The following is a 25,829-nucleotide window of genomic DNA, read 5'->3' as shown; positions in this document are numbered from 1 at the left end:
GACGCTAAATCCTCTTTCAGGTCTCTGAAATAACATCGCGATCTGAGATGGATATCCCCAGGCAGTGTGGTAATGAGTCTCCCGTAACTACACGCGTGCAAGCTGATCACAGAGTGAATCTAAACGCTGTGCGATCTCCCTACGAGTAAGTCTCAGCAGAAATGTATACACAAGACTACCACCCAAGGGCACTGTGGCTGCCTATTTCCGGCTATCCAGAATTAGCCCCTGTGGCCCTCTGGCAACTTAAGACGCCCCTAGGGCCATCCTTACCTCTAGAAACGCCCTGAGGATGCCGCAGGAGGCCTAGGATAGAGGCTATTGAGCACGACCACTGATCCCTTTTCTTAAGAATGTATCTCTTCTCAGCTAAAGTATATAAATATGTACACACACAAACCCTATCCAATTCATGTAGTCTGAAGTCCGACAGGGCTCTGGAAATCACGCTAAACGCCTATCAGTTCCCCGTGTCTGATAGATAAAAAAATGCCCAGGTGATTGAGAGTATGCACATCTCAATATGCCCTGCCTGCCCTCACCAGGATCAAACCAAAATGAGGACAGCGCAGGGCTGCACGCGTTAACGCTTCGGGCGATGATCTGGTATCCGGATCTCGCCTGTCAGCAGTGAGGAACCGACCAGCAGAATACCCATCACGAGGAACACTACCCAGCTTCCGGTAAGCAGACCTAATAGTGTGGAAACACCCACACTGCCGGTTAAGTGAAACGCGTTCAATTTGTCTTTACTGTTGTAGGTCATGAAATCTCCCACGGGGTTTTATTAACCAGCCTGTCCCTGCCAGGGACGGCTTTTCTAAGAAACACTCAGAATGTGATACTCAGGTGCCAACCCGCTGATCGGAAGTCAGACCGTGGCTCCAGCCTTGGCTCTGTGTATGAAGTTGTGCCATCAGGTCCCGGATGTGAGACACGGTTTCTGTCAGGCCACCACACAAAGACTTCATTTGCGTCAGAACCTGTTCTGCTTCGACAGACGGCTTCTTTCCTGACGGAACCCGCTCAGTCACTTGTTTCTGCTTCTTCCGCGACTGAGCAGCTTGATGAGAAACTGAAGTGGACTCAATCAGAACGGCGTCAGGCTGGGGCTGCAGGGCATCTGCCTGGGTCAGCAGTGCCCAGACGTAGATCCGGTGGTCGTCCCTGCAGGAAGCCGGCGTATCCGATCCGCTCAGACTGATCTCCCGAAATCCCAGCTGCAAAGCACGCCTGAAATAATCCCGACTCGTATTGGCTCGCAAACTTTCTCCGGATCGCTCCGAGCGACACAGGACATAATCCCGCTGCTGTCCCTGTCCTGCATCACGGGTACGCACCGTGACCTTTCCGTTCAAGTCCAGGGTCACCTTTCCGGCATCATCCTGGTGAAACGGCTTGGGCTTCAGGGCCGCACAGATAAACTCGCCATCTTCATCAGGGATTTGCAGGGATGCGACTGCTTCGGGACGATTATTGACCAACTCCAGCACATCGGGAAAACGGGCCTTTGCGTCGATCCGCAGCCAGATCGTCCACGCTCCCGATCGGAGTGCCACCCAGTCTGCTGTCCTACCGATCTCAACCGACTTTCCGCGTCTCAATTCCCGGCTGCACAGCAGGCGGTTTACAGGGACAAGGAGCTCCCCGTCCCAGGGGAACTGGAACCCATCCTGAACCAACAGCTGTCTGCCGTCTGTGCTTATCACCTGCCCTTCTGAGCCGCGCAGCTGCAGGTGATCCAGGGCGTAACGTGCAGAATCTTCTGTTGCCGTTTCGCAGGCATCACGTAAGGCATCCATCAGCCGGGATGCATTGCGGTCCAGTTTGTCAGGCAGAGTCGGAAATTCTCTGCATTCCGCTGTCGGGTACTCCATCGACTGGGGAATGCCGGCTTCCTGCCACTTGACTTGAATGGCTTTCTCCTGCCGCTGAATCTGGACCAGATCGGCCTTGGGACCGTGACAGCATCGCAAGAGTCCAAAGGGGGCAACCAGGTGCTGATTCTCCAGTCCCTCTGCCGGAAGTCGATATTCCAGTGCCACCTGCTGATTGCGGGTCCGAACCCGCAAGGCATGCTGGTCGACCAAAAACTCGACTGGCGGACCGGTCTGGCGGCTGGTAATTCCCAGTCCGCGACTGAAGACGGTTTTCAACTCACGTATTAAAGCACGAGATACTTGTATCATAGTTTCTCCTGTGCGATCAGAAAAAATGCCCACCCGGTAACAGGCACCAGGAGGGCATGAAAAAACGGCTATACGAACGCGTTCACAGAACAGGCTGTTTGATCAGAGCGACATTCCGCTCCAGATCGACCTGGTCCCAGTCCAGGATCTGAGGTGGCAGGTCACAGGGCTCGGGATCAAAACAGACGGTCAGCGGGTCCGCCAGACTGAAACCACGAAACCGGACTTCCCGTAAATCTTCACCCGTTGCCTGGGCGACTTGCTGTTCGAGTTGAGCTTGTATCATTTGCGTTGACTCCTGCTAAGAAATGAGAAAACGCTGCCCCCTCGGAGCAGCGTGAATACACACCGCCCCACAGGGCACATCAGAAAAGCTGCTACCGCGGATCGGTCAGCCAGTACGTTTCCAGCCACTCCCGTTCCGCGTAAAGGGCCTCACTTCGATTCCGGTAGGGGCCCAGTAACGGTCCCCCGACTGGTGACAAATCCGCCGTCCAGTTTCCCTGCTGATCCGGCTCGACATGAGAACCACGTTCAATCTGCAGCTGTCCTATGTCGTGCAGATCCAGCATTTCGTCGTACAGGCACCGCACGGCACCATCGGTTTGAATGAGTATTTGCATGGGGCCTCCCGCTTATTTGGGTCGACGCTGGATATTGCGGCGAGGCCGATCCACCAGCAACTGGTCCAGGTTGTGCTGCACCGCCGACATCTGGGAAGCCACCCGCTCACGCACATCCTGACTGTCGCGCAATTGCTGGGGGTTCACGCCGGTAATAATCTGCTGGGCATTCGCCACCAGTTCATCCAACTGCTCATTCGAGCGGATATTGAGCTGACGAAACCGGTCAAAGAAATCCGCCAGATTCGTGACCGCAGTATCACGGAAAACCTTGGGCTTCCCGTCCTGGCGCCCGGTCAGCCGTTCTGTCAGATGCTCCACCATCTGCGTCAGCTCACTTAAAAACGCCTGCTCGGCCAGCTGCACCGCTTCGTCAAACCGGGACTGGACCCGCTGACATTCCTGCTCATAGAGCTCCGGGTTGAGCTGCCTGAGGTAATTCGGAGGCTCAACGGACGGATAATCGTGCTCAATCTCGAACATGCCGATCAGCGACGGTGGATAGTCATCCGGATTGAATAAGTCCCCCAGACGATCCCGGGCCGCAGTGCGCAGTTCTTCGTAGTGCCGATCCAGCTCGTCGACCGCCTCGTCCAGTTCCCGCCGGAAATCCGCGATCGACTGATCGAAGGCTGTGATCTCATCCTGGCGGATCAGGCGAATCCCCGGTTCCGGAAAGGGGAGCGACACACCTTTCCAGTAGGCAATCGCACGCCCCCGGATCGCCGTGACGGCTTTGAAGGCGGCATGACGGGTATCCAGCAGCTTCTTACCGGCTGACAGGTATTTCCCTTCGGCACCGAAGGAATCGGCGGCTTGGTTCTTCTGCTGGGCCGTGAGCGACTTTCTCACTCCCAGCCAGGTAAAGCTCAGCCGGGCCGCCGCCATGGAAGATCGCAGTCGCTCACTGGGAGTGATGGTAGTCTCAGGGGGAGCCTCTTCGAGTAATGTGGTCATATCAGTATCTCCAGAAACAAAACAAGCCCGTGAATGACGACACTTTTCGTCACGCACCGGCTTTTGTGGATTTGAATTTAAAAAGTGGTTTTTAGTTCTTGGACGCTTCTCGATTCACGCTGCGACGCGAGCGGGCTCGTTGCTGCGGCTTACGGTAAATACCAGGCTGATTCGCCGAAAGACAGCGACCACCGGCCCAGGTCCGTAACTGACTGACCGATTCCGCTGCAGTCACCGCGACGGGAACCACGTTTTGAGCGGCCTGACGCAGAGGCAGATCAAGCAAGGCTGCCAAGCGGCAACAGGACTTGATCTCTGCACCGGTCCAGTCCGTGTCATCGGGAGCGGCCTGGTCCGCGTCGATCTCGAACAGATCCCGGTAGAGTGCCCAGATCGCGTCTTTCTCTTCCCGATCGGGGAGGTCCAGGAAAAACACCCCATCAAAGCGTTCACTCCGACTGAACTCCGGAGGCAACTTGGAAACATCATTCGCAGTACAGACCACGAACACGTCGGACTGATGATCATTGAGCCACGACAAAAACACACCAAACATTCGCGATGCGACTCCAGAGTCGCCACTACCGTTCATCCCGGCAAAGGCCTTCTCGACTTCGTCGATCATGGCAATACAGGGAGCCATTGCATCAATGACTTTCAGGGCCTCTCGTGTGCGTTCCTCCGACTGCCCTACGAGTGAACCCATCAGGCTGCCAATATCGAGATTGAGGACAGGGCGACCGACCTCCCTGCCAAGTGCCTTACAGAACTGTGACTTGCCACAACCAGGTGGGGACAACAGCAGGACCCCACGCGGGCGTTTCAGTGGATTCCCACGCTGCGGATGCAGCATGGCCCGTTTACAGAACGCCTTGAGAGCTACCAGACCTCCCAGGCTGCTGAAGTCATCGTTACTGCGGTACAGCGAGAGCAGACCACTTTTTTTTAGCGTTTGGGTCTTTAATTCCCAGACGGCATCTGCAGTGATTCTCCCGTCCCGAACCAGTGACAGGCTGAACGCATTCTCCGCTTCCATCCGGGTGAGTCCGGCTGCCGCATCGAGAATCACCTGTAACTCGGCTTCTGCGGGCAGCTCCCCCTCCTCCGTGGCAATCCCACGAGCGATTTCTTCCAGTTCCTGCCGGTGGGGGAGATCGTGCTCCATCACGACAAACATGCGTTCCAGCTCGGTGGGGATTTGCACAACGGGCGACAGCACGATCACGATGGCCCGGTTCTGCTTGCCGGTGTTGATCTGCTGAGACAACGCCTGGACCACTTCTGCGGACTGCAGGAATCGGTGAAAGTTCTGCAGCACAAGAATGGCTGTTCCTTCAGGCGTGGCCAGGGCATTGATCGCCTTGATGGCAGTCAGCGGATCATTGCTGCTTCCCCCCTGCTCTGTCTGGCCGGGGACGATGAGTCCTGTGTCGATGTCCCAGGTGGCCAGCTGCCACTGAGAATCATGGCAGAGCTGAGCAATTTCCGTCAGAGCATCCTGATGCTCGTGGGACTGAATCCACAGCCCCGGGAAACAGGCCGCGACATGTTCAGCCAGTTTCTGGGTTAGTGAAGTAATTGTCGGCATAGCGACTCCTTATTAAGTGCGTAAATGAAAAAGCCCCAGCCGAAGCCGGGGCATTGATAAAACAAATGGTTATTGAATGTGCAGAGCCTGACTGTCAGCCACGATCCTCCAGGTCAGCCAACTGGCGTTCCATGCGGGCGATCCGCTCCTGAAGCTTCTCTACCTTGTGAAAGGCACGTTTCAGGCGTGTCATCCAGCGACTGAGGGCCTCCTGCTCCTTGGTCAGATCATCATACTTCTTACGAATGCGGGCAATGCGGCGTGCTTCGACAGCCGGATCTTCGCGTTGCTGCCGTTGGATCTGTCGACGGACCTTGGTCATCAACCACCTCCTTCCTGAAGGCGTTGCCGTTCATCAGCGATCTGAAAGAACTCCGCCGTGGTCCGTTCGCTGGCCCGTTTCCCCAGGGCTTCCTCAATGAACCGGCTGGCTTCGCGGCAGCCGGCTCCGGAAAAGCCTTTGGTCTCCACACGAGTCTGTCCGTCCGGGGTGACTGTGATCTCGATCGTCCGATTCATACAGCACCTCCTACCTGGACCGTCAACTTGATCGAGCCGTCAGCCTGAGCCTGCTCGGTCACCGTGTGTCCCTTACGACGCGCTTCGATGCGTGTCTTCTCAACGGCATACCCCTGCAGGAAGCGATCCAGTTGATGTTGCTCGCCCCAGCGGCCTTCGAAGTTGTCGAAGCGAGCCTGGCCGGATTGTGTGTCGAACACAGCCGGATATCGCCAGCCAGGTAGTTTGACGATCGTACCGGTGGCAGAGTCACTGAAAAGCTTTACCGTCCCCTGCGTTGGTGCCTCCAGCTTGAGACGCTGACAGGCGGCACTGATGGCTGCCTCGTCCCGGACTTCGGTTTTAATTTCCACAATATGACTCATGAATTGGTTCTCCTGACGTTAAATGACTGGTTATAAATCTAGAAAGTACTTTTTAAATCTGGGTTACCTCAGAACCGCCGCTGGTTGGTTTGCTGCTGGTCTGCCTGCTGATGATATGCTGCAGTCAGCTGTTCCCCGGTTCGCTTACCAACAGCTTGAAAACAAAACGCCCTGAAACTGTCTTCGGGGAGACTATTCCAGGGCGTACGAAACTGTCTGATGTGACTATGTAGAATTCAGGACTAATCCTGTGACTTTTAGGCTGCTTCTGCTCGCGGTGGCTACGCGATCGGTCGCAAGATTTGCCGCACTCTCAGGTGTACTCTCACCACTGATTATGCGAAGTTGTCAAAACAAGCATGGGAGGGTTCGCACTGATAAGTGTGATCAGCAACTACGGGCATCAAAATAGATCTTTCGTTCCTGCAACCAAGAATAAAATGCCCAGGTAAATCACGATCACAGCACCAACTCTGTAAAAGACAGGACGGTATTTAGGTATCCCCCGGAAGTTGTGAGCAATCCCCGTCAAACCGGTATAACAGCCGATTAAAACCATCGCGAAACCACCAATGGTCAACGAGAACGGTAGCACGCCGTGGAACCAGTGGTCTTCCGGCACCCTCTGGGCAATTTTCATTGAGACCAGAGTCAGTGCGACCACTCCCACCAGAACATTCCAGCCCGGTAACGGTGCGATCATGTTTTCGTTCTCGTCGGCAGGGTCTGGTTTTGCAGGAACGAATCCGGGGAACAATCCGATCTCAAATGCCTGATATTTCCGGCCATCCTCATGAATGATCTCAGTTTCTGGCTGGATGTAGTCCAGCTCTACATAGTCCCTGAGTTCGTCATAAGAGTAAGGGCCTGCAAGCAGGCCCTGGTCATCAAATCGCCACTCTGTGGCTTCCCGGTTTTCGGGGACTGGATATTCGGTCATGAAGCTCATTCTCTTTCAAGGTCAAGACAATCATTACGGGGCTTAATGTGCTGGTACATTAAGCGAGTGGCAGAAAACGGGCATTACGCCTCAGCCAGAAAAGTGAGGTGAGCAGAAACGCCCCTTCGCACAGTGCGACAATTAGTATGAAATAGTCGATTAACTCGACTGCCACGGTTTTTGAGGTGAAGCTGTTTTGATCGGTCATTGCAATGATCATCATCACCCCGAGAGACAACAGTAAATGGGCCGCAGTTGCGACTACGATACTCAGGATAATGATATTCGGACCTGACCGGCTTAACGCTCGGAGACGAATCCCACCGATGAAGAGTGAAATTGTTACCCCCAGTGAAACGAGCATGCTGATTATCATCGCCAAGGCCTCCACACCCATGAGAGGAGCCTTTTCTTTTAGCGCGGTCCCGCTGATGATTTCTGAAAAGGTATAGAGGCACCAGAGCCAGGGAGAGATCTGGAGCGAGTAGATACAGATCCAGTTCGCCATGGCGGGCAGCCTGGGATTGGTGAGCAAGGGCTCGACAGTATAACTGTCCACAGGGGGAACCGGAGGAGGTTGCAGAGCAGATTCTTCAGTTCCCGATTCAAACTCGCTCCAGGCAGACAACGGCTTCCACTCCTTTTCAACAGATGAGTAGGCATAATCAGCCGATCTGATGCGGTTTGACTTCAAGGCATCACTGATTTCCCGGTGAGACAGAGGTCCTTCCGCCACACCATTCTTTGCCAGCCACCACTGGCTCTGGGGACTTTCAATCGTTTTGTGACTTTCTTCGTGCATGGAATTTACCGATCTTCTCTAATGGGGTTGTGGGTTGAAATTGCGTTTCCCTGAGTGGTTCAGACCTCTATTGAGACAAGCCCTGCTGAGAGGCAGTCTCTCCGCTTCTCGGAGGCCCCTGATTAAAGCTCCCAGAACTGTTGAGTGCCTGTTACCTGAGGTTTAAAGACACACCGTTTGGACATATTTACAGACACACAATGATACTTATAGTCCGTGGTCCTATCGTCATTGTCAAGTGTTTAATGTCTGCATGGCAAAACGAGCAGAAATACTGGTGAGATTTGGACAGCGGGTCCGGGAACTGCGCAAAGAACAAGGTTACTCACAGGAGAATTTTGCCTACGCTTGTGAGCTGGATCGGACCTACGTCGGCGGGATCGAACGGGGAGAGAGGAATCTGTCTCTACGGAATATCGAGCGGATTGCCGAGACACTCGGCATCAGCCTGGCCGAGCTGATGGAGGGGGTTTGAGGGAACTCAGACTGCTGGAGTATCAACCAGGACCACCCCCAGTTGGTCAGTGTCGTTCGTCTTCGCCTGATTTGCTGCTGCGGGAGTGTCAAACAGGCGGGGAATCTTGACCCTGCTCGCATCACTTTGACAGACAGCAAATCGCAGTCGTGCCGCGATCAACTGCTGACGCAACCGCTGGATGTCTTCCCTTCGCCAGGGCGGCTTGATTCTGGGGCCACCAGAATAAATCGCGAACATGTCTGCATCTTCGAGATCCATTTCTTCATACCAGAACTGCAGGGCAGCTCTGATCAACATGATTTCTTGCCTCTGTAGCATACCGCTCCTTTCTAAGAACAGGGGACATGGACTGTTCGAGTTAACGGTCTGGAAATAAAAAACGCCCTGAAACAGACTTGAGAGAGACTGTTCCAGGGCGGTTGAAAACATCGGTACCGATCACTGATAGTTAAAGGCGTTGCCTTCATGTATTGTGACACGGAAACCGGAATAATTTAGTGTTTGCTAAGCACGCAGATACATTCTCGCTTATGAATAAACCACATGTTGGATGTGGTTCCAGTTGATCTATCAAGTCAAAAAATATCCATAATGGAGCTATTTTCATTGGTTTCAGCAGTTATTCCCTTTGTCGATTTCCATTAACTGAAGACTTTGATAGATTGTTAAACGATTGAACCGTACTGGCAACCAGTTCATATAACTTAAAGGCCACAACACATGCTAGAACACACACAATTAGCGGTTCGGCTTACCTCCAGAGTAATTTCACCTGAGTGGATGCGTCGATCAGTTAATGATTTTCATGGTGGCCCAGAAACCTTACTGAAATGGCTTGAAACGCAGTTAGGACTTCCGGTCCCTCCGATCCACAAGGCAGATCGAATCACTGAGTACGCGGCTGCACTCGATACGGTAACCGAGTCTGTAATCACCGCCAGTATGAAGGCTGATCGCTGGGCAACAGCCTCTGAACTTCTTGCACGGCGAGATGAGTTGCTTATGTCAGGTTGGGATGAAGTTGATTCGGAATCGCTCCCTGATGTTGTTCGTGACCTTGCCAGAGCAGTAACCGGGCGTACTATGACATTCCCCGGTGAAGCCGAACGCTTGCAGCGAGTGCTTGATGCCCTGCAGGCAGGACAGGTTCTACCGCCTCATCGTTGTGTACTGCATGATGCGCCAGATACATGGCCGTCATTGTGGCGCAAGGTTCTTGCTGAACTAACAGTTGTTGAGCCGCCGGAGCTACAACCTCATGCTGCTGAAGGATCTGCATTGTATTCGGCTCAAACCGTCGTGCGTGGTGGCCCAGCTGCAGAAATTGAACAAGACTCAACCTTTCGTTATGTTCACACTCGAAGTGCATCCGCGTCGGTAGAGTTCGTTGCTGCCGTTCTGGCGTTGGCTCCAGACAAATTACCGACCACGGTTATTTGTTGTGAAGATGACGATCTGGCATCGCGTCTCGACGCATGCCTCAACCGAATTGGGCTGCCAACCACCGGAGCAACATCATGGTCACGAGCACACCCGGTTCTGCAAGTCCTGCCATTGAGTCTTGCTCTTTGCTGGGAACCGGTTGATCCACAAGCATTGCTCGACTTTCTGACACTGCCCATTCTGCCGCTTCCGCGAAAAGCCGCTTCAATATTAGCAAACGCTCTGACAGAGGAACCGGGCCTTGGAAGCAGCCAGTGGGAAAAAGCGGTAAAGGAACTCTGCGAAGCAGAGAATGATCCTGAACACAAACTTCGCAAACGTCTTGATGCGTGGTTGTTTTGCGACCGGACTCCAAGAGGAACCGATGCTCCGTCACGCTTAATACGATCACGCTGTGCCCTAGTTTCCCAGTGGGCTTCCGGGCAAGTTGCATTGCTAGCGAGAGACGCTGATTCGAATACCGAGTTGATTAACGCATTCCAGATTGCGGCAGGTCAGGCATCATTGCTGGGGGAGTTGGCCGAAAGTCAGGGGATTTTACTCTCTGATCCGCAACTGGCCCGCCTTATGGAAGAAGCTCTCGCCAACGGCGTTGAAACGACATCTTGTATCGAAGCGCAAGGCGGTCCAATCCGCGTACGCTCACTCGCAGAAATTTCTGGGCCATGTGATCGACTTATCTGGCTAGGCTTAGGCACGGGGGACACAACCGGTTCGCGCTGGTCAACAAATCAACTTCGTGAACTGCGCGATGCGGGGATCGATCTAGACGACGGCAGCCATGCATTGTCAACCTTGCGTTCTGCCGAAGCACATGGCTACAGCTTTGTTAAAGAAGCATTCCTCGCAGTGTTGCTACCTCAGGACCTTGAGAAACGCTGGCATCCCATCTGGTTGGCGATTCGTGAGACCCTTCCAGAGCAAGACGTCGAACAGCCGTTGGTCATTGAGGACCTGATCGCGGATGACGAAACAGCAGCCCTCGCTCCGTTCATATTTGAATGTCAGGACGTTGATATTCAACCACCGCAACCGCCACGCCCTCTCTGGAACATCCCTGCGAAACTGCTGCGTGACCGCGAGACTGTCTCGGCAACTGCGCTCCAAGATCGGCTCAGCTGCCCATTGAAATGGACATTAACCTACCAGGCCAAACTGCGGCCCAGTCCCATCGCCGAACTTCCAGCAGATTTCCAGCTCAAGGGAACTTTCTGCCATAGTGTTCTTGAACACGTATTCGGAGCGGGTGGCGATCTGCCAGCGGTTGAAGACGCCGTTGCTGCCGTCGTCGCAATATTCGACGAAAGACTTCCCCTCGATGCGGCCCCGCTTGCTCAGCCAGGCAAATACTTTGAGTGTCAACAGCTCCGCAGTGAGATTGAGAACGCGACGCGTGTATTCGTCGGCGCACTAGCCAGTGGCGGTTATCGAATTACTGGCATTGAGGTTGAATTGTCAGGCGATGCGTTTGGTAAATCGTTGAATGGCTGGATTGATTGTGTTGCACAACGAGCAGATGGCGAAGAGGCCGTTATCGATTTCAAGTACGGTGGCCGTTCCAAGTATTATTCGTTGATAGAGGACGGTAAGGCGGTTCAGCTTGCAACCTACGCTTATGGCAGATCGACAGCAAGCGGCCGGTTTCCGGGTGTTGCCTATCTAGTGCTCTCTGACGGACTGCTATATACACCATCGGAAAGCCCAGTCTTGGGCGATGGTAATCGTGCGGTCATCAATGCACCAGCTATTCAAATGGTTTGGCAGCAATTTTCGGATGCGATCGGTAAGGCGGACGACTGGTTGACAACCGATGCCCCTGTTCCGGCACGTCCCCTGCAAGAGTCTTCCGAATGGCCTGATGGCGCAACAATCGTGCTGGAGACAAATCTCAAAGACAACCAAACTCAATCCGTTTGCAAGTATTGCAATTTCAAGAGCATCTGCGGAATTCAGGAGATAACATAATGCAGTTACTTGAACTCGTCCGCGCAGGTGCTGGGTCAGGTAAAACGACCGATCTTTGTAAAACAGTTGCCAATGCAGTTTCAGGGGGATTAGACCCAGCACGAATTCTGGCAACAACATTTACGAAGAAGGCAGCTGCTGAACTCAAAGGAAGAATTCAGGCTCAATTACTTTCAGCAACCGATGAGCAAGCGGTAGCACACCGAAATGCCGATCGGCTGGATCTTGCAGCCATCGGTACGGTGCACAGCGTGGCACACCGGCTCTTGTCCCGGTATGCAATCGAGATGGGGTTGTCACCACGACTTGAAGTCGTCACTGAAATCGCAAGTGACCGGGCACTGAGCGATTTGCTTGGCAACATACCGCTCACAGCCTGGCAACCTTTCGCTGACCGCGCCAAGCGACTGGGAATTACAGACCTTCATCGTCGTATCCTGGATCTGCTTGCGGCAAAGCGAGGCAATGTGATCAGCAATGACGACTTTACTTCTCAAATGGCGGTCAGTGCCGACCGCGTTTGCGAGCTCCTTGCGCCCTCTGGAATTTCTGGATCTGAAACGCCGATTGATCAATTGTATGACCTCGCCGAACAGGCATTGACGAACATTGACGCACTGGTCAACGACACGCAGAAAAACACGAACGGTGCGCGACAGAAGCTCCGCCAACTCAAGTCCAAACAGATACCGCTTTGGGGCAGCTACCTGTTTGCAAGCCGAATTAAAGCCGGCACGACTTCAGGTGCCGATGGAATGCTTGATGGGTTGAGAAACCATGCATCCCAAGTGCGGCAGAATACTAAGTTACAGTCGGATATTAGAGAATTCTCGTCACTTCTGGCCCAGGAAACGATTCGTCTTGAGTCGCAATACACGGAATACAAAATGGAACGCGGCCTGGTTGACTTTACTGACCTTGAAATTCTATTGCTGCGACTTCTTGAGAATGAAACTCTCGCCGCTCGTTTAGCTGAAGACTTCGACCTTGTCCTGGTTGATGAATTCCAGGACACCAATCCATTGCAACTCGCAATCTTCCAGCAATTACGACAATTCTCACCGCGGAACCGCTGGGTCGGTGATCCAAAGCAGGCGATTTATGGCTTTCGCGATACAGACCCAGAGTTGGTCGACGACATCTGGAACAATTCATCCGACGCCACACGGACTGAACTTCCCGACAACTACCGCAGCCAACGTGGCCTGGTTCAGTTGGTTAGTGTATTGTTCGAGCCGATATTTGGAACAGATGCCAAACAGAATCCGAAGAGGCCGGCCCAATCGCGTGGAGTTGAGCGATGGGTGTACGACACGCGGAATCAAACGGACGACGCTACAGCACTTGCCTGTGGAATCGCGAAGTTAAAGAGAGAAGGAGTTCGATTTGGGGATATTGTGGTTATTGAACGAACGAACAGGTTGCTGCCACCCGTCGCCACCGCTTTTGATTGCCTTGGGATTCCCTATCTGCTTGAAAGCCCCGGATTATTATCCACGCGGGAAGGGGCAATTGTCCTGGCTGGTCTGCGATTAGTCGCCGACCGTACTGACTCGCTTGCTGCAGCAACGATACTTCATCTGTTGGGCGACCCAGAAAAGGACACACCAGACTGGATTAGAGAGCGTCTGCAGGCTGTTCATAACTCGCAGGACGGTGATGAAGATGAGTTGTCGCCTGATAGCTACATCCCCTGGAGCGACGACGCAAGATTTTCTCGCATTGAAAAGATTGATCGATCGCTCCTCTCGCCAACTGTAATTGTTCAACAAGTCATTGAATCACTCGATTTACCGATACTCGTCCAACGATGGGGTGATCCCGCACGTCGATGCTCGAACCTCGACTCCATGCTCCGACATGTACACGAATATGAGGAAGTAGCACTAGACAGTGGTCAAGCGGCGACCTTAAGTGGATTTATTCTGTATCTCGAACAGCTCCAGGCAGATGAACTCGATCTTCGCTACCCACCGCAGGGACACGACGCCGTAACTCTGATGACTTACCATTCAGCCAAGGGACTCGAATGGCCAGTCGTTGTATTGAGTGGACTGAACTCCGACCGATCTCCCGACATGTGGTCGCCTGTTGTTACAGGTGGCGGTGAAGGTAATGAATCACCACTGTCAGGGCGGACGCTGCGATCTTGGACGTGGCCCTTTAGTAAAACCGATGGTCCATTCGGTGGGCTACGTAACGGGAGCGGTCTTGAGGATGACGCTTTGGTCTCGCCTGAGGGGCAAGCGCAAACTATTCGTGAGACTAACGAGAATCTGCGGCTCCTTTATGTGGGATGCACGCGAGCGAGGCAGAAGCTCGTGTTTGCACATCGAGACAATAAATACGCCTGGCTAGCAAAGCTCGACTCCGTAGATGTCTTGCTCGACTGCAGTCTCGGCGAAGGCGAACACGAACTGGACGGAATTGACACGACGCTCGTCGTGCGACGACTTGATGCCGATATGATCGACAACTGTCGCTTCGACACAAAACACAAAGAACGCTGGCTGGCGTTGTCTGGAATCACAAATCCCCCGGAATTTGCTCCCCGCTTTCATTCTCCCAGCCAAGCTACTATAGAATCAGGGGATACCACGTTTGAAACTGAGGATCTGCCAGGACCGTCACATTTCCCAACGGGAGCAGATGAGGATCAGTATGCTGCTATCGGCGACGCGGTGCACAGCTATCTCGCCGCCCTTCCATCAATGCTATCGCTGTCCGATAGTGCGAAAATACTCGTGGCAGAACGTTGTCTTTCTGCATTCTCGGTAACCGGTATTCTTGCACCTTCGGTCCTCGTTTCTTCCGGTGAAAGGTTTTGTCAGTGGGTTAAGGAGCAATATCCCGGGGCGTTTTGGCATGTCGAAGTAGCCGCGAGCGGCCCCCGGGCTGCCGGCGGAGACTGGAATGGCACGATCGATCTGGTGCTACAACTTCCAAGCGGCAAAGTAGTAATAATTGACCACAAAAGTGCGCCCATACGACGACAGCATTGCGCTGCGAAGGCTGCTCAATTTGCGGAACAAATCGCCGCATATCGTGAAGTGATGACATCGGCGGGAGAAGTTATTGAATCTACGTGGATTCACTTTCCACTTGCCGGCGTCATGGCAACGCTACGGTAAGGATCAGCAATTATTCACAAGGCGACTTTTGACTAAATTGGCTACATAATTGTCTCATCAGATCCATTACCGGACATGGGCAAGGTAGGTAGACATTATCTGTCCCACTGTACTCATACGCCGTTCTTTCCCCTCCAAATCGATGATCGGTCTGTTTCGATTTGTTGCAGACTTTGATAGACTAAGGAACAAAATGATAGTGTCCGAAACGGGTTACATTTATTGGGAGCCTAGTCGGATGAAAAAGTCAGTGAGAATGTGATAAAGTCGGAAGGCGCTGAGGTTCTTGGACTCCTCAAACCCCCCTTTTTGGAAGGGCTAAACAAAGAAAAACCAGTATGCACCGAAATCCTGCCAATGGATATTGAGTGTTCATAAGACAAGATTTGAATACGTTTCTAGGTGAGATTGAGAAATCTTCATCCACATTATCATACAGTAAGCAAGCTAAGTGAAGCAATTTATGAGCGAAGACGGGCTGGAACTGAATCAACTGTCGAATCACCTCTGGGAAGCCGCAAACATTCTTCGTGGACCAGTTGACGCTGCTGATTTCAAAACGTTCATCTTCCCGCTACTCTTTTTCAAGCGTATCTCCGATGTCTACGATGAAGAACTTGCTGATGCCCTGGAAGAATCAGACGGGGATCGACAATACGCCCTGTTCCCAGAGAACCACCGCTTTCAAATTCCGGACGATTGCCACTGGGACGATGTCCGCAAAAAGACCACCAACGTCGGCAAAGCCCTGGGACGGGCGATGCGCGAAATCGAGAAAGCCAACCCCGATACGCTGTACGGCATTTTCGGCGACGCTCAATGGACCAACAAAGACCGTCTATCCGATGCGTTGCTCTGCGACCTGATCGAACACTTCTCCAAGTTACCGCTAGGCAACAAAGCCGCCCGCGCCGATGTACTCGGACAGTCCTATGAGTACCTGATCAAGAAGTTCGCTGACGCCACCAATAAAAAGGCGGGGGAGTTTTACACCCCACGAAGCGTGGTCAACCTGATGGCTCGTATCCTCGATCCCCGTGAAAGCGAAACGATCTATGATCCGGCCTGCGGGACCGGAGGTATGCTGATCGAGGCGATTCATCACGTTCGCGAGGCGGGTGGCAACATCAAAACCCTCTGGGGAAAACTGTTCGGCCAGGAGAAGAATCTGACCACTTCGGCCATCGCCCGCATGAATCTGTTCCTGCATGGCGTGGAAGACTTCCAGGTTGTGCGCGGCGACACCCTCCGACAGCCGGCCTTCCACACTGGCGATAGCCTTGCCACGTTTGATTGCGTGATCGCCAATCCGCCCTTCTCGCTCGAAAAGTGGGGCGATGACGTTTGGACCAGCGATCCTTACGGCCGCAACTTCGCCGGGATGCCCCCAGCCAAGAGCGGCGACTACGCCTGGGTTCAGCACATGATCATGTCAATGGCTCCCAAATCGGGCCGCATGGCCGTTGTGCTTCCGCACGGAGCACTGTTCCGCATGGGGGCCGAAGGGAAGATTCGCAAGAAGCTACTCGGCATGGACAGCCTCGATGCCGTCATCGGCCTTGGGCAAAACCTGTTCTACGGCACCGGGCTGGCCGCGTGCATCATGGTCTTCCGGCAACGCAAACCGGCCAAGTACCGCAAAAAAGTGCTCATCATTGACGCCTCCCGCGAGTTCAAGAAAGGCCGTGCTCAAAACGAACTGCTACCCGAGCACGTCGATCAAATCTATCAGTGGTACGAAGCCCACGAAGACGTCGAAGGCGTCGCACGGCTGGTCTCGCTGGATGAAATCAAGGAGAACAACTTCAACCTCAACATTCCACGCTACGTCGAGCCGGTTGTTGAGGAGGAGGCTATCAGCGTCGCGGAGGCCATGGCAAACCTGAAGACCAGTTTGGAACAAGCGTATGAAGCCGAGGATCGATTGAAAGAACTTCTTGGTAAGGATGGATTAGTTTGATGCCCAGACAATCATTGAACGGAACTGCCGAAGAAGCATTAGCGCTCCAAGCGGCCAATGAAGTTCCAGCGCGATTTCAAGGCTGCTGGTTTCACAGCAGTAAAAATGGACGCTTGGAGCTTGTTGAGTATTCAGAACCCACGTTTTTTAGTCACTCGCCGGGGGGTTGGACTGGCTGGGGTGGACACAAAACTGGTGATCCGATTCTTGCTGCCTACGTTATCGAACCACCCACTTCTCCAGACTCAGTTGTTCGTGCTCCCTTTATTCCAGGTGGTGATGAGGACGGTTTCGAGAACGGAACTCCAGTGCCGGAATGGTGGCTGGTACTGCAAAACGAAGACATTGACAAACTAATGATCGTTGAAGTGTTTCCTCAAGACAACGAGAAAAGGATTCAGACGATACGAACGTCCCAAGAATACGTCGCACTTCGCAACACCAAAGTTGCGCTCTTGTCGTGACTCATAGTTAGATCGAATGAACAAACACATCACCCAATCTCAACTCGAAAGCTATCTCTGGGGCGCGGCGGTATTGCTGCGCGGGTACATCGACGCGGGGGATTACAAGCAGTTCATTTTCCCGCTACTGTTCTACAAACGGCTGTGCGATGTCTATGACGAGGAAGTCGCGTTGGCACTGGAGGAATCCGGCGGTGACGAGCAGTATGCTCTGTTCCCGGAGAATCACCGGTTTCAAATTCCCGAGGACGCTCACTGGTCGCAGACTCGGCAGGTCAGCAAGAACGTCGGCAAGGCGCTTCAGGATGCGATGCGGTCCATCGAGACGGCGAACCCGCAAAAGCTGTTTGGCATTTTTGGGGATGCTCAGTGGACCAACAAGGATCGGTTGCCGGATCACATGCTCAAGGAACTGATCGAGCATTTCAGCAAGCTCATGCTGTCGGTGGCCAACTGTCCCGAGGATGAACTCGGCGTTGGTTACGAATACTTGATCAAGAAGTTTGCCGACGATTCGGGGCACACGGCAGCCGAGTTTTACACGAACCGCACTGTCGTACATCTGATGACCGAGTTGCTCCAACCACAGGCGGGCGAGTCGATTTACGATCCGACCTGCGGCAGCGGCGGCATGTTGCTGTCATGCGTGACCCATCTGCGGCGGCAGAACAAGGAATGGCGGATGCTCAAACTTTTCGGGCAGGAGCGAAACTTGATGACCTCCGCCATCGCCCGGATGAACTGCTTCCTGCATGGTATCGAGGACTTTCAGATTCAACGGGCCGATACGCTGGGCAGCCCACAGTTTGTCAGCGGCGATCGGCTGCAACAGTTTGATGTGTGTCTGGCCAATCCACCGTATTCCATCAAGCAATGGGATCGGGCCGCGTTCAGTGCCGATCCTTGGGGACGTAACATCTACGGCACCCCGCCACAAGGCCGAGCCGACTACGCCTTCTGGCAACACATCATTCAAAGCCTCGAATCCAAGTCCGGCCGCTGTGCGATCCTATTTCCGCACGGTGTGCTGTTCCGCAACGAAGAAACCGAGATGCGAAAAAAGCTGGTCGAGCACGATGTGATCGACTGCGTGCTCGGGCTGGGGCCGAACCTGTTCTACAACTCGCCAATGGAAGCCTGCGTCGTCGTCTGCCGGATGAAGAAACCCAAGAGACGGAGAGGCAAGATTCAGTTCATCAATGCGGTGGGCGAAGTCACTCGCGAGCGGGCTCAAAGTTTCCTGACCGATGACCACATTCAACGCATCGTCTCGGCGTACAACAGCGATGAAGACCAGGAGGGATTTTCGCGGCTGGTTACGCTCGATGAAATTCGCAGCCAGCAGCACAATCTGAGTATCCCTCTCTACGTTCGTCCCGAGTCGACGAACGGTAACCGTGAGATGGATCAGGGACCGTCATTGGACGAGGCGATCGAGAGTTGGCAGACCAGCTCGCGTGAGTTGCGGCAGTCGATGGATGCGTTGTTCACGACTTTAGAGGAGGCGGGGCTTGGCGACTAAATCAGATACCACAATCGAATCCATTTCCGACAATGGCAAGCTGCCCGAAGGCTGGCGGATGGTTCGTTTTGATGAGATCGCACGAAACGTCAATGATCGCGTTAATCCGGCGGAAACAGACTTGGGAGTCTATGTCGGACTGGAGCATCTCGACCCCGAGTCGCTGAAGATTCGTCGATGGGGAACCCCAGACGATGTCATCGGACAGAAGCTAGGATTCCAGAAAGGCGACGTTATCTTCGGCAAACGTCGTGCCTATCAACGTAAGCTCGCAGTTGCCGACCGTGCTGGCATCTGTTCTGCCCATGCAATGGTATTGCGTGCCAAAGCAGATTTCATTGTCCCTGAGTTCTTACCCTTCTTCATGCAGAGTGACATGTTCATGGATCGAGCCGTAGACATCTCGGTCGGCTCACTTTCGCCCACGATCAACTGGAAAACACTACGCATACAGAAGTTTTCCCTCCCACCTATTGATGAGCAGAAGCGAATCGCTTGTATACTTCGGGCTGTCGTAGAAACGGCTGAATCCTTTCTCTCAGTGGCGGATGACACATGGAAAATGCTCCGCGTGCTATCCAATACATTCTTCCCAATCGACCCACTTCGATTCAAGGTAACCCCCACTCAGGCCGAACTCCGCGCAAAGGAATCGCTTCGTCGACTTGGTGATTGCTGCAAACTTCAATCAGGTTTTCCGTTCAAGAGCGCAGAGTTCGCCACAAGTGGTGACCGACTCCTTCGCTGCTCGAACGTAGGCGTGAACAGCTTCAACTGGGCAGAGGAAGATACGCGGTATTGGTCTACGGCTCGTCGTCAAGAAGTCGCAGAGTACGTGTTAGAGTCGGGCGACATTGTCATTGCAATGGACCGCCCATTTGTCGGTAGTGGATTCAAGATTGCGCGGATAAGCGACGACGACTTGCCTGCACTGCTTTTGCAGCGCGTAGGACGTTTTCAGCTCTCTGCCGATCTCGACGCTGATTACCTCTGGGCGTTTATTCACTCAGTATCGTTCAAGTGGCAGCTGCAACGTGTTCAGCAGGGAACTGATCTTCCCCACATAAGCAGATTTGATGTTGAAGGGACACAGCTCCCTGTTCCCTCACTCGATGAACAACAAGAGATTGCGGACTATTTCATGGCTGCTGAAAGAACGCGTAATCAAGCACTAAGCCACGTCACACGTATCATCGACATGCGCAACAGACTATTGCACATGTGGTTATCGGAGCCCCCTGGCCATGTTCAATGAAGCCAACACCGTCGAACAAATTGTTGTTGATGTCTGTGTATCAAACGGCCGGACCTATGTGACAGGGCCATCGCTTTTGCGTCAGGCTTCGGATATCTTTGTTGAATCGCCATTGCGCCAGGCTCTGATCAAACTCAACCCCGAGATCGCTGACCAGCCAATGTCCTGCGGAGGTGGCCGTGGATACTGATCGCCTGCTCGAAGCATTGACGCTGGGTGAAGACCACGAGATCGAGTTCAAGTCGGCTCGCGGTGGTATGCCGAAGTCTCTGTGGGAAACGTACAGCGCTTTTGCAAATACCGATGGCGGTATCATTGTTCTTGGTGTGAAACAACGCGGCGGAAACCGATTCGAGATCCAGGGACTCGACGACGCCGAGAAGATACGACAAGACTTTTGGAACAATGTCAATAACAAGGGTCACGTCAGCCATAATCTGCTGCGAAATGAGAGCGTGCGCGTCGTGCCTATTGAAGGTGATGACGTGCTGGTTATTGAGGTCCCGCGAGCTGATCGTCATCAACGACCTGTGTTCCTCGCTCCGAATCCGCTGACAGGGACCTACCGCCGGTATCACGAGGGCGATTATCGTTGCGACGAGAACGAAGTGCGTCGGATGATGTCGGATGCAGAAGAACAGTCGGCCGATTCGCGAGTGCTGCCACAATTTGGAATGGATGACATTCACATGGAGTCACTCCAGGCCTATCGCAACCGCTTTCGCTCGCGTGATGAAACTCACCCCTGGCTGAATGAAGACGTGTCCGGCTTCCTTCGCAAGATCGGCGGCCTGCGAAAAGACCGTAATACTGGTGAGGAGGGATTGACGGTCGCAGGACTGCTGATGTTCGGGAAAGAACAAGCAATCAAAGACCCGGCATCCGGGATTCGGTTTCAGCTCGACTATCGCGACCGCCGCAGCGAAGACCCCAATGTTCGTTGGGTCGACCGTGTCTGGCAGGACGGGACCTGGAACTGCAATCTGTTTCAGTTTTTCTTTCGAGTCTATCCCCGATTGACAGAAGGGTTGAAAATTCCGTTCGGCTACCAAAAGGAGCCGGACCCGGAACTTGGCAATGCGGTGATCGTGCGGCGCGATGATACTCTCGTTCACGAAGCAGTCCGGGAAGCGATGGTGAACTGCCTGATACACGCCGACTATCGCGGTCAGGGCGGGATCGTGATGGAACATCACTTCGATCGGCTGGAGTTTTCTGATCCGGGGAACCTCTTGGTTTCCTTCGAGCAGCTTGTTCGTGGCAGCGTGAGTGAATGTCGTAATGAGACACTGCAAACCATGTTCACTCTGATCGGGCTTGGTGAAAAGGCCGGTTCTGGGATCGACAAGATTCGGGAAGGATGGAAAAGCGTCCGCTGGCGTGTGCCGACCTTGGCAGAACAGCACCGCCCCGACCGCGTGACCGTCACGATGCCAATGGTGAGTCTACTTCCTGATTCCGCCGTCGAAAAAATTCGTCGCATCATCGGCGACGAGTTGCAACGCCTGAATGCAGATGAAGTCCAAGCACTGGTGACTGCCGACATCGAAGGTTCGGTGTCCAACTTTCGTTTGCAATCGTTGACCGAACGCCATCCATCGGATTTGACCAAACTATTGAAGAATTTGGTCAGCAGCGACCTCCTGGAGCGGGATGGACACGGGCGAGGAGCGACGTACAGGTGGTCTGAACGCCTTAGGAGACTGTCCGAACCTTCGGCTCCGAGCGCAAAGGACTTAGCTCTGGGCGCAGAAGGAGCAGGTCGGGGCGCAAGCGAGAATACTCCGGGCGCAACTGAAGACGCCACTGCCACGTACTTGCCGGATCAAGACCCCGTATTGCTGAAGATCGCGTCCGATGCACGTGAAAATAAGCGATTGGCTCCCAAGAAAATGCAGAGTGTCATTTTGAATCTGTGCCGAGTTCGAGAGCTCACAGGTCGTGACATCGCCGAACTCGTGCAACGTAATCAGGCCCGTGTTCTCAAAAGTTATCTGAAACCGATGCTTGAGAAAAAGTTGCTTGCGAGGAAATACCCGGATGATCCCAATCATCCTAAGCAGGCGTATCGGAGCGTGGTTCCAGAACAAAAGGAGCTGTTTGAATGACGTTCAATGAAGCCAATACGGTCGAACAAATGGTCCTCGATGCCGCTGTGTCGAACGGCTGGACCTATGCGGCCGGGCCATCGCTGTCGCGGCAGGCTTCGGATGTCTTTGTTGAATCGTCAATGCGTCAGGCACTGATCAAACTCAACCCCGAGATCGCCGAGCAGCCGGATCGCGCCGATGAGGTGATTTACAAGCTGCGGGCGATTTTGCTGTCCGTGCAGAACGACGGGCTCGTCCGGTCCAACGAGGCCCTGGCCGAATGGATCAAGGGCGACAAGACGATGCCCTTCGGGCCGAACGGAGAACACACCACCGTCCGTTTGGTCGATTTCGAGACTCCCTCCAACAATGAGCTGGTCGTCTGCAACCAGTGGACGTACAAGGTCGGCCAGTTGGAAAAGCGGTTCGATGTGGTGCTACTGGTCAATGGACTGCCGATCATCATCGGCGAAGCCAAGACGCCCGTGCGGCCGGCGGTGACCTGGGTGGATGGTGCCAGCCAGGTTCACGACGACTACGAAGAAAGCGTGCCGGCGATGTTCGTGCCGAACGTCTTCAGCTTCGCCACCGAGGGCAAAGCCTTACGCTATGGTTCGGTGCGGATGCCGCTCGATATCTGGGGACCGTGGCGAGATTCCGATAATCAGCAGGAAGGCTCGCTGGCCGATGTGCGGAAGTCGGTCACCAGCATCCTGCGTCCCGAGGTGGTACTCGACATCCTGCAAAACTTCACGATCTTCGCCACCGACAAGAAACACTGCCGAATCAAGATCATCTGCCGCTATCAGCAGTACGAAGGTACCAACCTCATCGTCAAACGGGTTGTCGAGGGCCAAATCAAAAAGGGGCTGATCTGGCATTTTCAGGGGTCCGGTAAATCGCTGCTGATGGTCTTCACCTCGCAGAAACTGCGGATGCACCCAGTGCTCGGCAATCCGACCGTGTTGATTGTGGTCGACCGGATCGACCTCGACACGCAAATCACTGCCACATTCAACGCCGCTGACGTGCCGAACATGATCAAGGCGGAGAGCCGCGAGGAGCTTCAGACTCTGCTCTCCCAGGATGTGCGGAAGGTCATAATCACCACGATTCACAAGTTCGGCGAAGCAGAGGGAGTGCTTAACTCGCGCAAGAATGTCATCGTGATGGTGGACGAAGCACACCGCACCCAGGAAGGCGACCTCGGCCGCAAAATGCGGGAGGCCCTGCCAAATGCTTTTCTATTCGGTCTCACTGGCACACCGATCAACCGAGCCGACAAGAACACCTTCTGGGCGTTCGGAGCTGATGAAGATGAGAAAGGTTACCTCAGCCGGTATACATTCCAGGAGTCGATCCGCGACAAGGCTACGCTTCCGCTGCACTTCGAGTCACCCGAGATTAAACTGAAGATCGATAAGGACGCGATTGATGATGCGTACAAGCAAATCACTGGGGACCTGAGCGAACAGGACCGGGATGACCTCGCCAAACGCGCCGCCAAGATGGCCGTGCTGGTCAAATCGCCCGAACGGGTGCGGGGCGTGGTGGAGCACATCGTCGATCACTATCAGTCCAAGGTCGAGCCGAACGGTTTCAAGGCCCAGGTGGTGACCTTCGACCGCGAGTGCTGCGTGCTCTACAAAGATGCGATGGACGACATCACAGGTGACCCGGATTGCAGCGCTATCGTGATGCACGTCACTCAGGGAGATCCCGACGATTGGAAAGTCCATCAAAGATCACGAGATGAAGAAGAGAAGTTACTCGACCGGTTCCGCGATCCAGGCGATCCACTGAAGTATCTGATCGTCACATCCAAACTTCTGACCGGTTTCGATGCACCAATTCTGCAGGTAATGTATCTCGACAAACCAATGCGGGATCACAACCTCCTGCAAGCGATCTGCCGCACTAACCGTATCTATCCCATCAAGACTCATGGCTTGATAGTCGATTACATTGGTATCTTCGATGATGTAGCCCAGGCATTGGACTTTGATGAGAAAGCAGTCCAGCAGATCATCACAAATCTGGATGAAGTAAAGAAGGACCTGCCTAAGCAGGTCGCCAAGTGTCTAACTTTCTTCCCGAACGTTGATCGCACCGTGGGTGGGTACGAAGGCTTGATTGCCGCTCAGGATTGCCTACCCGATAACGAAAAGAGAGACGCCTTTGCTGCGGAATACTCGCTGCTCGGTCGTATCTGGGAGGCATTATCACCAGATCCGAGCCTGTCACTTTATGAAGCAGATTACCGCTGGTTGACGCAGATTTATGAATCCGTCAAACCGCCTAGTGGGAATGGCAAGTTGCTGTGGCATGTACTGGGCGCCAAAACCATCGATCTGATTCATCAGAATACCGAACTCGACACAGTTCAGGACGACATCGAAACACTTGTCATGGATGCCGAGGTACTAGAAAGCGTGCTCGGCGCACCAGACCCTGGCAAGAAAGGCAAGAAGCTGGCAATACAGTTGATCGCCCGGCTCAGAAAACATGCTGGCGATCCCAAGTTCGTCGATCTGGGTGAACGGCTGGAGAAGATCAAAGATCGCCACGAAAAAGGTCTGATCGACAGTAAACAGTTTCTCAAGCAGCTGTTGGAACTGGCTAAAGACATGGTCGAGGCGGAACAGCAAGTCGATCCAGAGGAGGAGCAGGATAAGGCCATCGCTGCACTCACGGAACTGTTCACGGAAGTAAAGACCGAAGACACGCCAGTGATTGTGGAGCGGATTGTCAAAGACATAGACGATATTGTTCGCGTTGTCCGCTTTCCCGGCTGGCAAAATACGTCTGCTGGTGAGCGTGACGTACAAAAGGCTCTGCGAAAAACACTATTGAAATACAAGCTGCATAAAGACCAGGAACTATTCGACCGGGCGTATGGGTATATCCGGCAGTATTATTGAGGACACGCCCAGTCGTGTTGAAGAACCGAAAGTAGCCTGTTTGAAGGAGTTCAAAAGTACTTTTTAGGAGTTCTTATAACCGATTTTTCCTGAGTATTTAATCGAGATTCATAGTCGGTTTGTCAGCATGCAACTGATCGCTGCGGTGAATCCGCCTGAAAAAGCAGATCGCACAACTCGATCTGCTGATCCTGGATAACCAGAATCAGCACATTGACTTTGCGACGCCCTCCGCATCTCCGCAGAGGGAGATGCAGTTCAAATCACTACACCATGCGGAATCAGCTACGGTGGGTCTACTTTCGTTGCGGCATTCTCGCATCCAGGTGGGCCTCATTTGCATGCACATCTCGAAGCTATAGACCATCTTTGTCGTGCAGGTGCATCTCCAAGGCTCATGACACTGGTTTGAAGATGTATTGCCTGCTCAAATATTTTGGGGTTCTGATGCCACAGTGGTGAGTTGTGGCAACCTCTACTTACCCAGACATTTTTACACCAGTCCCACCTATTTGTCAGCTAGGTAGAGTCCAACTTTTTGCTTTGGCGATTTCCAAAAGCACTTTTACGTTCGATGATAAATCAAGATCTAAAATAATCCTACTTAAAGTTTTAAA

22 protein-coding genes are annotated in these 25,829 nt (G+C 53.4%); 10 read left to right on the top strand and 12 right to left on the bottom strand.

Going from position 1 to position 25,829, the window contains the following annotated elements:
• Nucleotides 1–583: 583 nt before the first annotated feature.
• The 11 genes from RID21_RS19500 to RID21_RS19450 form a co-directional block, all read right to left on the bottom strand.
• The gene (locus tag RID21_RS19500) at nucleotides 584–766 is read right to left on the bottom strand and encodes a hypothetical protein (protein WP_350191742.1); all 183 of its coding nucleotides are present in this window, start codon (nucleotides 764–766) and stop codon (nucleotides 584–586) included.
• Nucleotides 767–845: 79 nt separating this feature from the next.
• The gene (locus RID21_RS19495) at nucleotides 846–2,189 is read right to left on the bottom strand and encodes a hypothetical protein (protein ID WP_350191740.1); all 1,344 of its coding nucleotides are present in this window, start codon (nucleotides 2,187–2,189) and stop codon (nucleotides 846–848) included.
• A gap of 82 nt (nucleotides 2,190–2,271) precedes the next feature.
• Nucleotides 2,272–2,475: a hypothetical protein gene (locus tag RID21_RS19490; protein WP_350191738.1), complete on the bottom strand. Its 204-nt coding sequence runs from the start codon at nucleotides 2,473–2,475 to the stop codon at nucleotides 2,272–2,274.
• A 91-nt stretch (nucleotides 2,476–2,566) separates the two neighbouring features.
• Nucleotides 2,567–2,812: a hypothetical protein gene (locus RID21_RS19485; RefSeq protein WP_350191736.1), complete on the bottom strand. Its 246-nt coding sequence runs from the start codon at nucleotides 2,810–2,812 to the stop codon at nucleotides 2,567–2,569.
• Nucleotides 2,813–2,824: 12 nt separating this feature from the next.
• On the bottom strand, nucleotides 2,825–3,769 hold the full coding sequence (locus tag RID21_RS19480; protein ID WP_350191734.1) for a hypothetical protein: 945 nt from the start codon (nucleotides 3,767–3,769) through the stop codon (nucleotides 2,825–2,827).
• Between the two features lie 91 nt (nucleotides 3,770–3,860).
• On the bottom strand, nucleotides 3,861–5,357 hold the full coding sequence (locus RID21_RS19475; RefSeq protein WP_350191732.1) for a Ycf46 family AAA ATPase: 1,497 nt from the start codon (nucleotides 5,355–5,357) through the stop codon (nucleotides 3,861–3,863).
• Nucleotides 5,358–5,451: 94 nt separating this feature from the next.
• Nucleotides 5,452–5,679 carry a hypothetical protein gene (locus tag RID21_RS19470; RefSeq protein ID WP_350191730.1) on the bottom strand — a complete coding sequence of 76 codons (228 nt, stop codon included), beginning with the start codon at nucleotides 5,677–5,679 and terminating at the stop codon, nucleotides 5,452–5,454.
• Nucleotides 5,679–5,876 carry a DUF2997 domain-containing protein gene (locus RID21_RS19465; RefSeq protein WP_350191728.1) on the bottom strand — a complete coding sequence of 66 codons (198 nt, stop codon included), beginning with the start codon at nucleotides 5,874–5,876 and terminating at the stop codon, nucleotides 5,679–5,681. The genes RID21_RS19470 and RID21_RS19465 overlap by 1 nt, the downstream gene beginning before the upstream one ends.
• Nucleotides 5,873–6,241 (bottom strand): DUF1257 domain-containing protein, encoded by a 369-nt coding sequence (locus RID21_RS19460; protein ID WP_350191726.1) that lies wholly within the window; start codon nucleotides 6,239–6,241, stop codon nucleotides 5,873–5,875. Before RID21_RS19460 ends, RID21_RS19465 begins: the two co-directional genes overlap by 4 nt.
• A 403-nt stretch (nucleotides 6,242–6,644) precedes the next feature.
• Entirely contained in the window at nucleotides 6,645–7,181 is a 537-nt protein-coding gene (locus tag RID21_RS19455) for a hypothetical protein (protein ID WP_350191724.1), read from the bottom strand.
• A gap of 58 nt (nucleotides 7,182–7,239) precedes the next feature.
• Nucleotides 7,240–7,983, bottom strand: a complete 744-nt coding sequence (locus tag RID21_RS19450; protein WP_350191722.1) for a GYF domain-containing protein — start codon at nucleotides 7,981–7,983, stop codon at nucleotides 7,240–7,242.
• Nucleotides 7,984–8,236: 253 nt separating this feature from the next.
• Here RID21_RS19450 and RID21_RS19445 point away from each other — a divergent pair, with 253 nt between their 5' ends.
• The gene (locus RID21_RS19445) at nucleotides 8,237–8,458 is read left to right on the top strand and encodes a helix-turn-helix domain-containing protein (protein ID WP_350191720.1); all 222 of its coding nucleotides are present in this window, start codon (nucleotides 8,237–8,239) and stop codon (nucleotides 8,456–8,458) included.
• A 6-nt stretch (nucleotides 8,459–8,464) separates the two neighbouring features.
• Here the strand turns inward: RID21_RS19445 and RID21_RS19440 are convergent, their stop codons facing one another.
• Nucleotides 8,465–8,779 carry a hypothetical protein gene (locus RID21_RS19440; protein WP_350191718.1) on the bottom strand — a complete coding sequence of 105 codons (315 nt, stop codon included), beginning with the start codon at nucleotides 8,777–8,779 and terminating at the stop codon, nucleotides 8,465–8,467.
• A gap of 402 nt (nucleotides 8,780–9,181) precedes the next feature.
• Here RID21_RS19440 and RID21_RS19435 point away from each other — a divergent pair, with 402 nt between their 5' ends.
• The 9 genes from RID21_RS19435 (at nucleotide 9,182) to RID21_RS19395 (ending at nucleotide 25,212) form a co-directional block, all read left to right on the top strand.
• Entirely contained in the window at nucleotides 9,182–11,869 is a 2,688-nt protein-coding gene (locus RID21_RS19435; RefSeq protein ID WP_350191716.1) for a PD-(D/E)XK nuclease family protein, read from the top strand.
• A complete protein-coding gene (locus tag RID21_RS19430; protein ID WP_350191714.1) occupies nucleotides 11,869–15,000 on the top strand; it encodes a UvrD-helicase domain-containing protein in 3,132 nt (1,043 codons plus the stop codon). Before RID21_RS19435 ends, RID21_RS19430 begins: the two co-directional genes overlap by 1 nt.
• Nucleotides 15,001–15,463: 463 nt before the next feature.
• On the top strand, nucleotides 15,464–16,960 hold the full coding sequence (locus tag RID21_RS19425; protein ID WP_350191712.1) for a type I restriction-modification system subunit M: 1,497 nt from the start codon (nucleotides 15,464–15,466) through the stop codon (nucleotides 16,958–16,960).
• A complete protein-coding gene (locus RID21_RS19420; RefSeq protein WP_350191710.1) occupies nucleotides 16,960–17,424 on the top strand; it encodes a hypothetical protein in 465 nt (154 codons plus the stop codon). The genes RID21_RS19425 and RID21_RS19420 overlap by 1 nt, the downstream gene beginning before the upstream one ends.
• Before the next feature lie 16 nt (nucleotides 17,425–17,440).
• Nucleotides 17,441–18,946, top strand: coding sequence for a type I restriction-modification system subunit M (locus RID21_RS19415; protein WP_350191708.1), 1,506 nt, complete (start codon nucleotides 17,441–17,443; stop codon nucleotides 18,944–18,946).
• Between the two features lie 58 nt (nucleotides 18,947–19,004).
• A complete protein-coding gene (locus RID21_RS19410; protein WP_350191744.1) occupies nucleotides 19,005–20,201 on the top strand; it encodes a restriction endonuclease subunit S in 1,197 nt (398 codons plus the stop codon).
• Nucleotides 20,191–20,391 (top strand): hypothetical protein, encoded by a 201-nt coding sequence (locus tag RID21_RS19405; RefSeq protein ID WP_350191706.1) that lies wholly within the window; start codon nucleotides 20,191–20,193, stop codon nucleotides 20,389–20,391. Before RID21_RS19410 ends, RID21_RS19405 begins: the two co-directional genes overlap by 11 nt.
• Complete coding sequence (locus RID21_RS19400) at nucleotides 20,381–22,309, top strand: RNA/DNA-binding domain-containing protein (protein WP_350191704.1); 1,929 nt, start codon at nucleotides 20,381–20,383, stop codon at nucleotides 22,307–22,309. Before RID21_RS19405 ends, RID21_RS19400 begins: the two co-directional genes overlap by 11 nt.
• Entirely contained in the window at nucleotides 22,306–25,212 is a 2,907-nt protein-coding gene (locus tag RID21_RS19395) for a type I restriction endonuclease subunit R (RefSeq protein WP_350191702.1), read from the top strand. The genes RID21_RS19400 and RID21_RS19395 overlap by 4 nt, the downstream gene beginning before the upstream one ends.
• Nucleotides 25,213–25,829: the final 617 nt, after the last annotated feature.

It is taken from the genome of Gimesia sp., assembly GCF_040219335.1.
Taxonomy (GTDB): Bacteria; Planctomycetota; Planctomycetia; order Planctomycetales; family Planctomycetaceae; genus Gimesia.
Note: the sequence above shows the minus strand (reverse complement) of the source record. Positions and strands in the feature narration are given on the sequence as shown.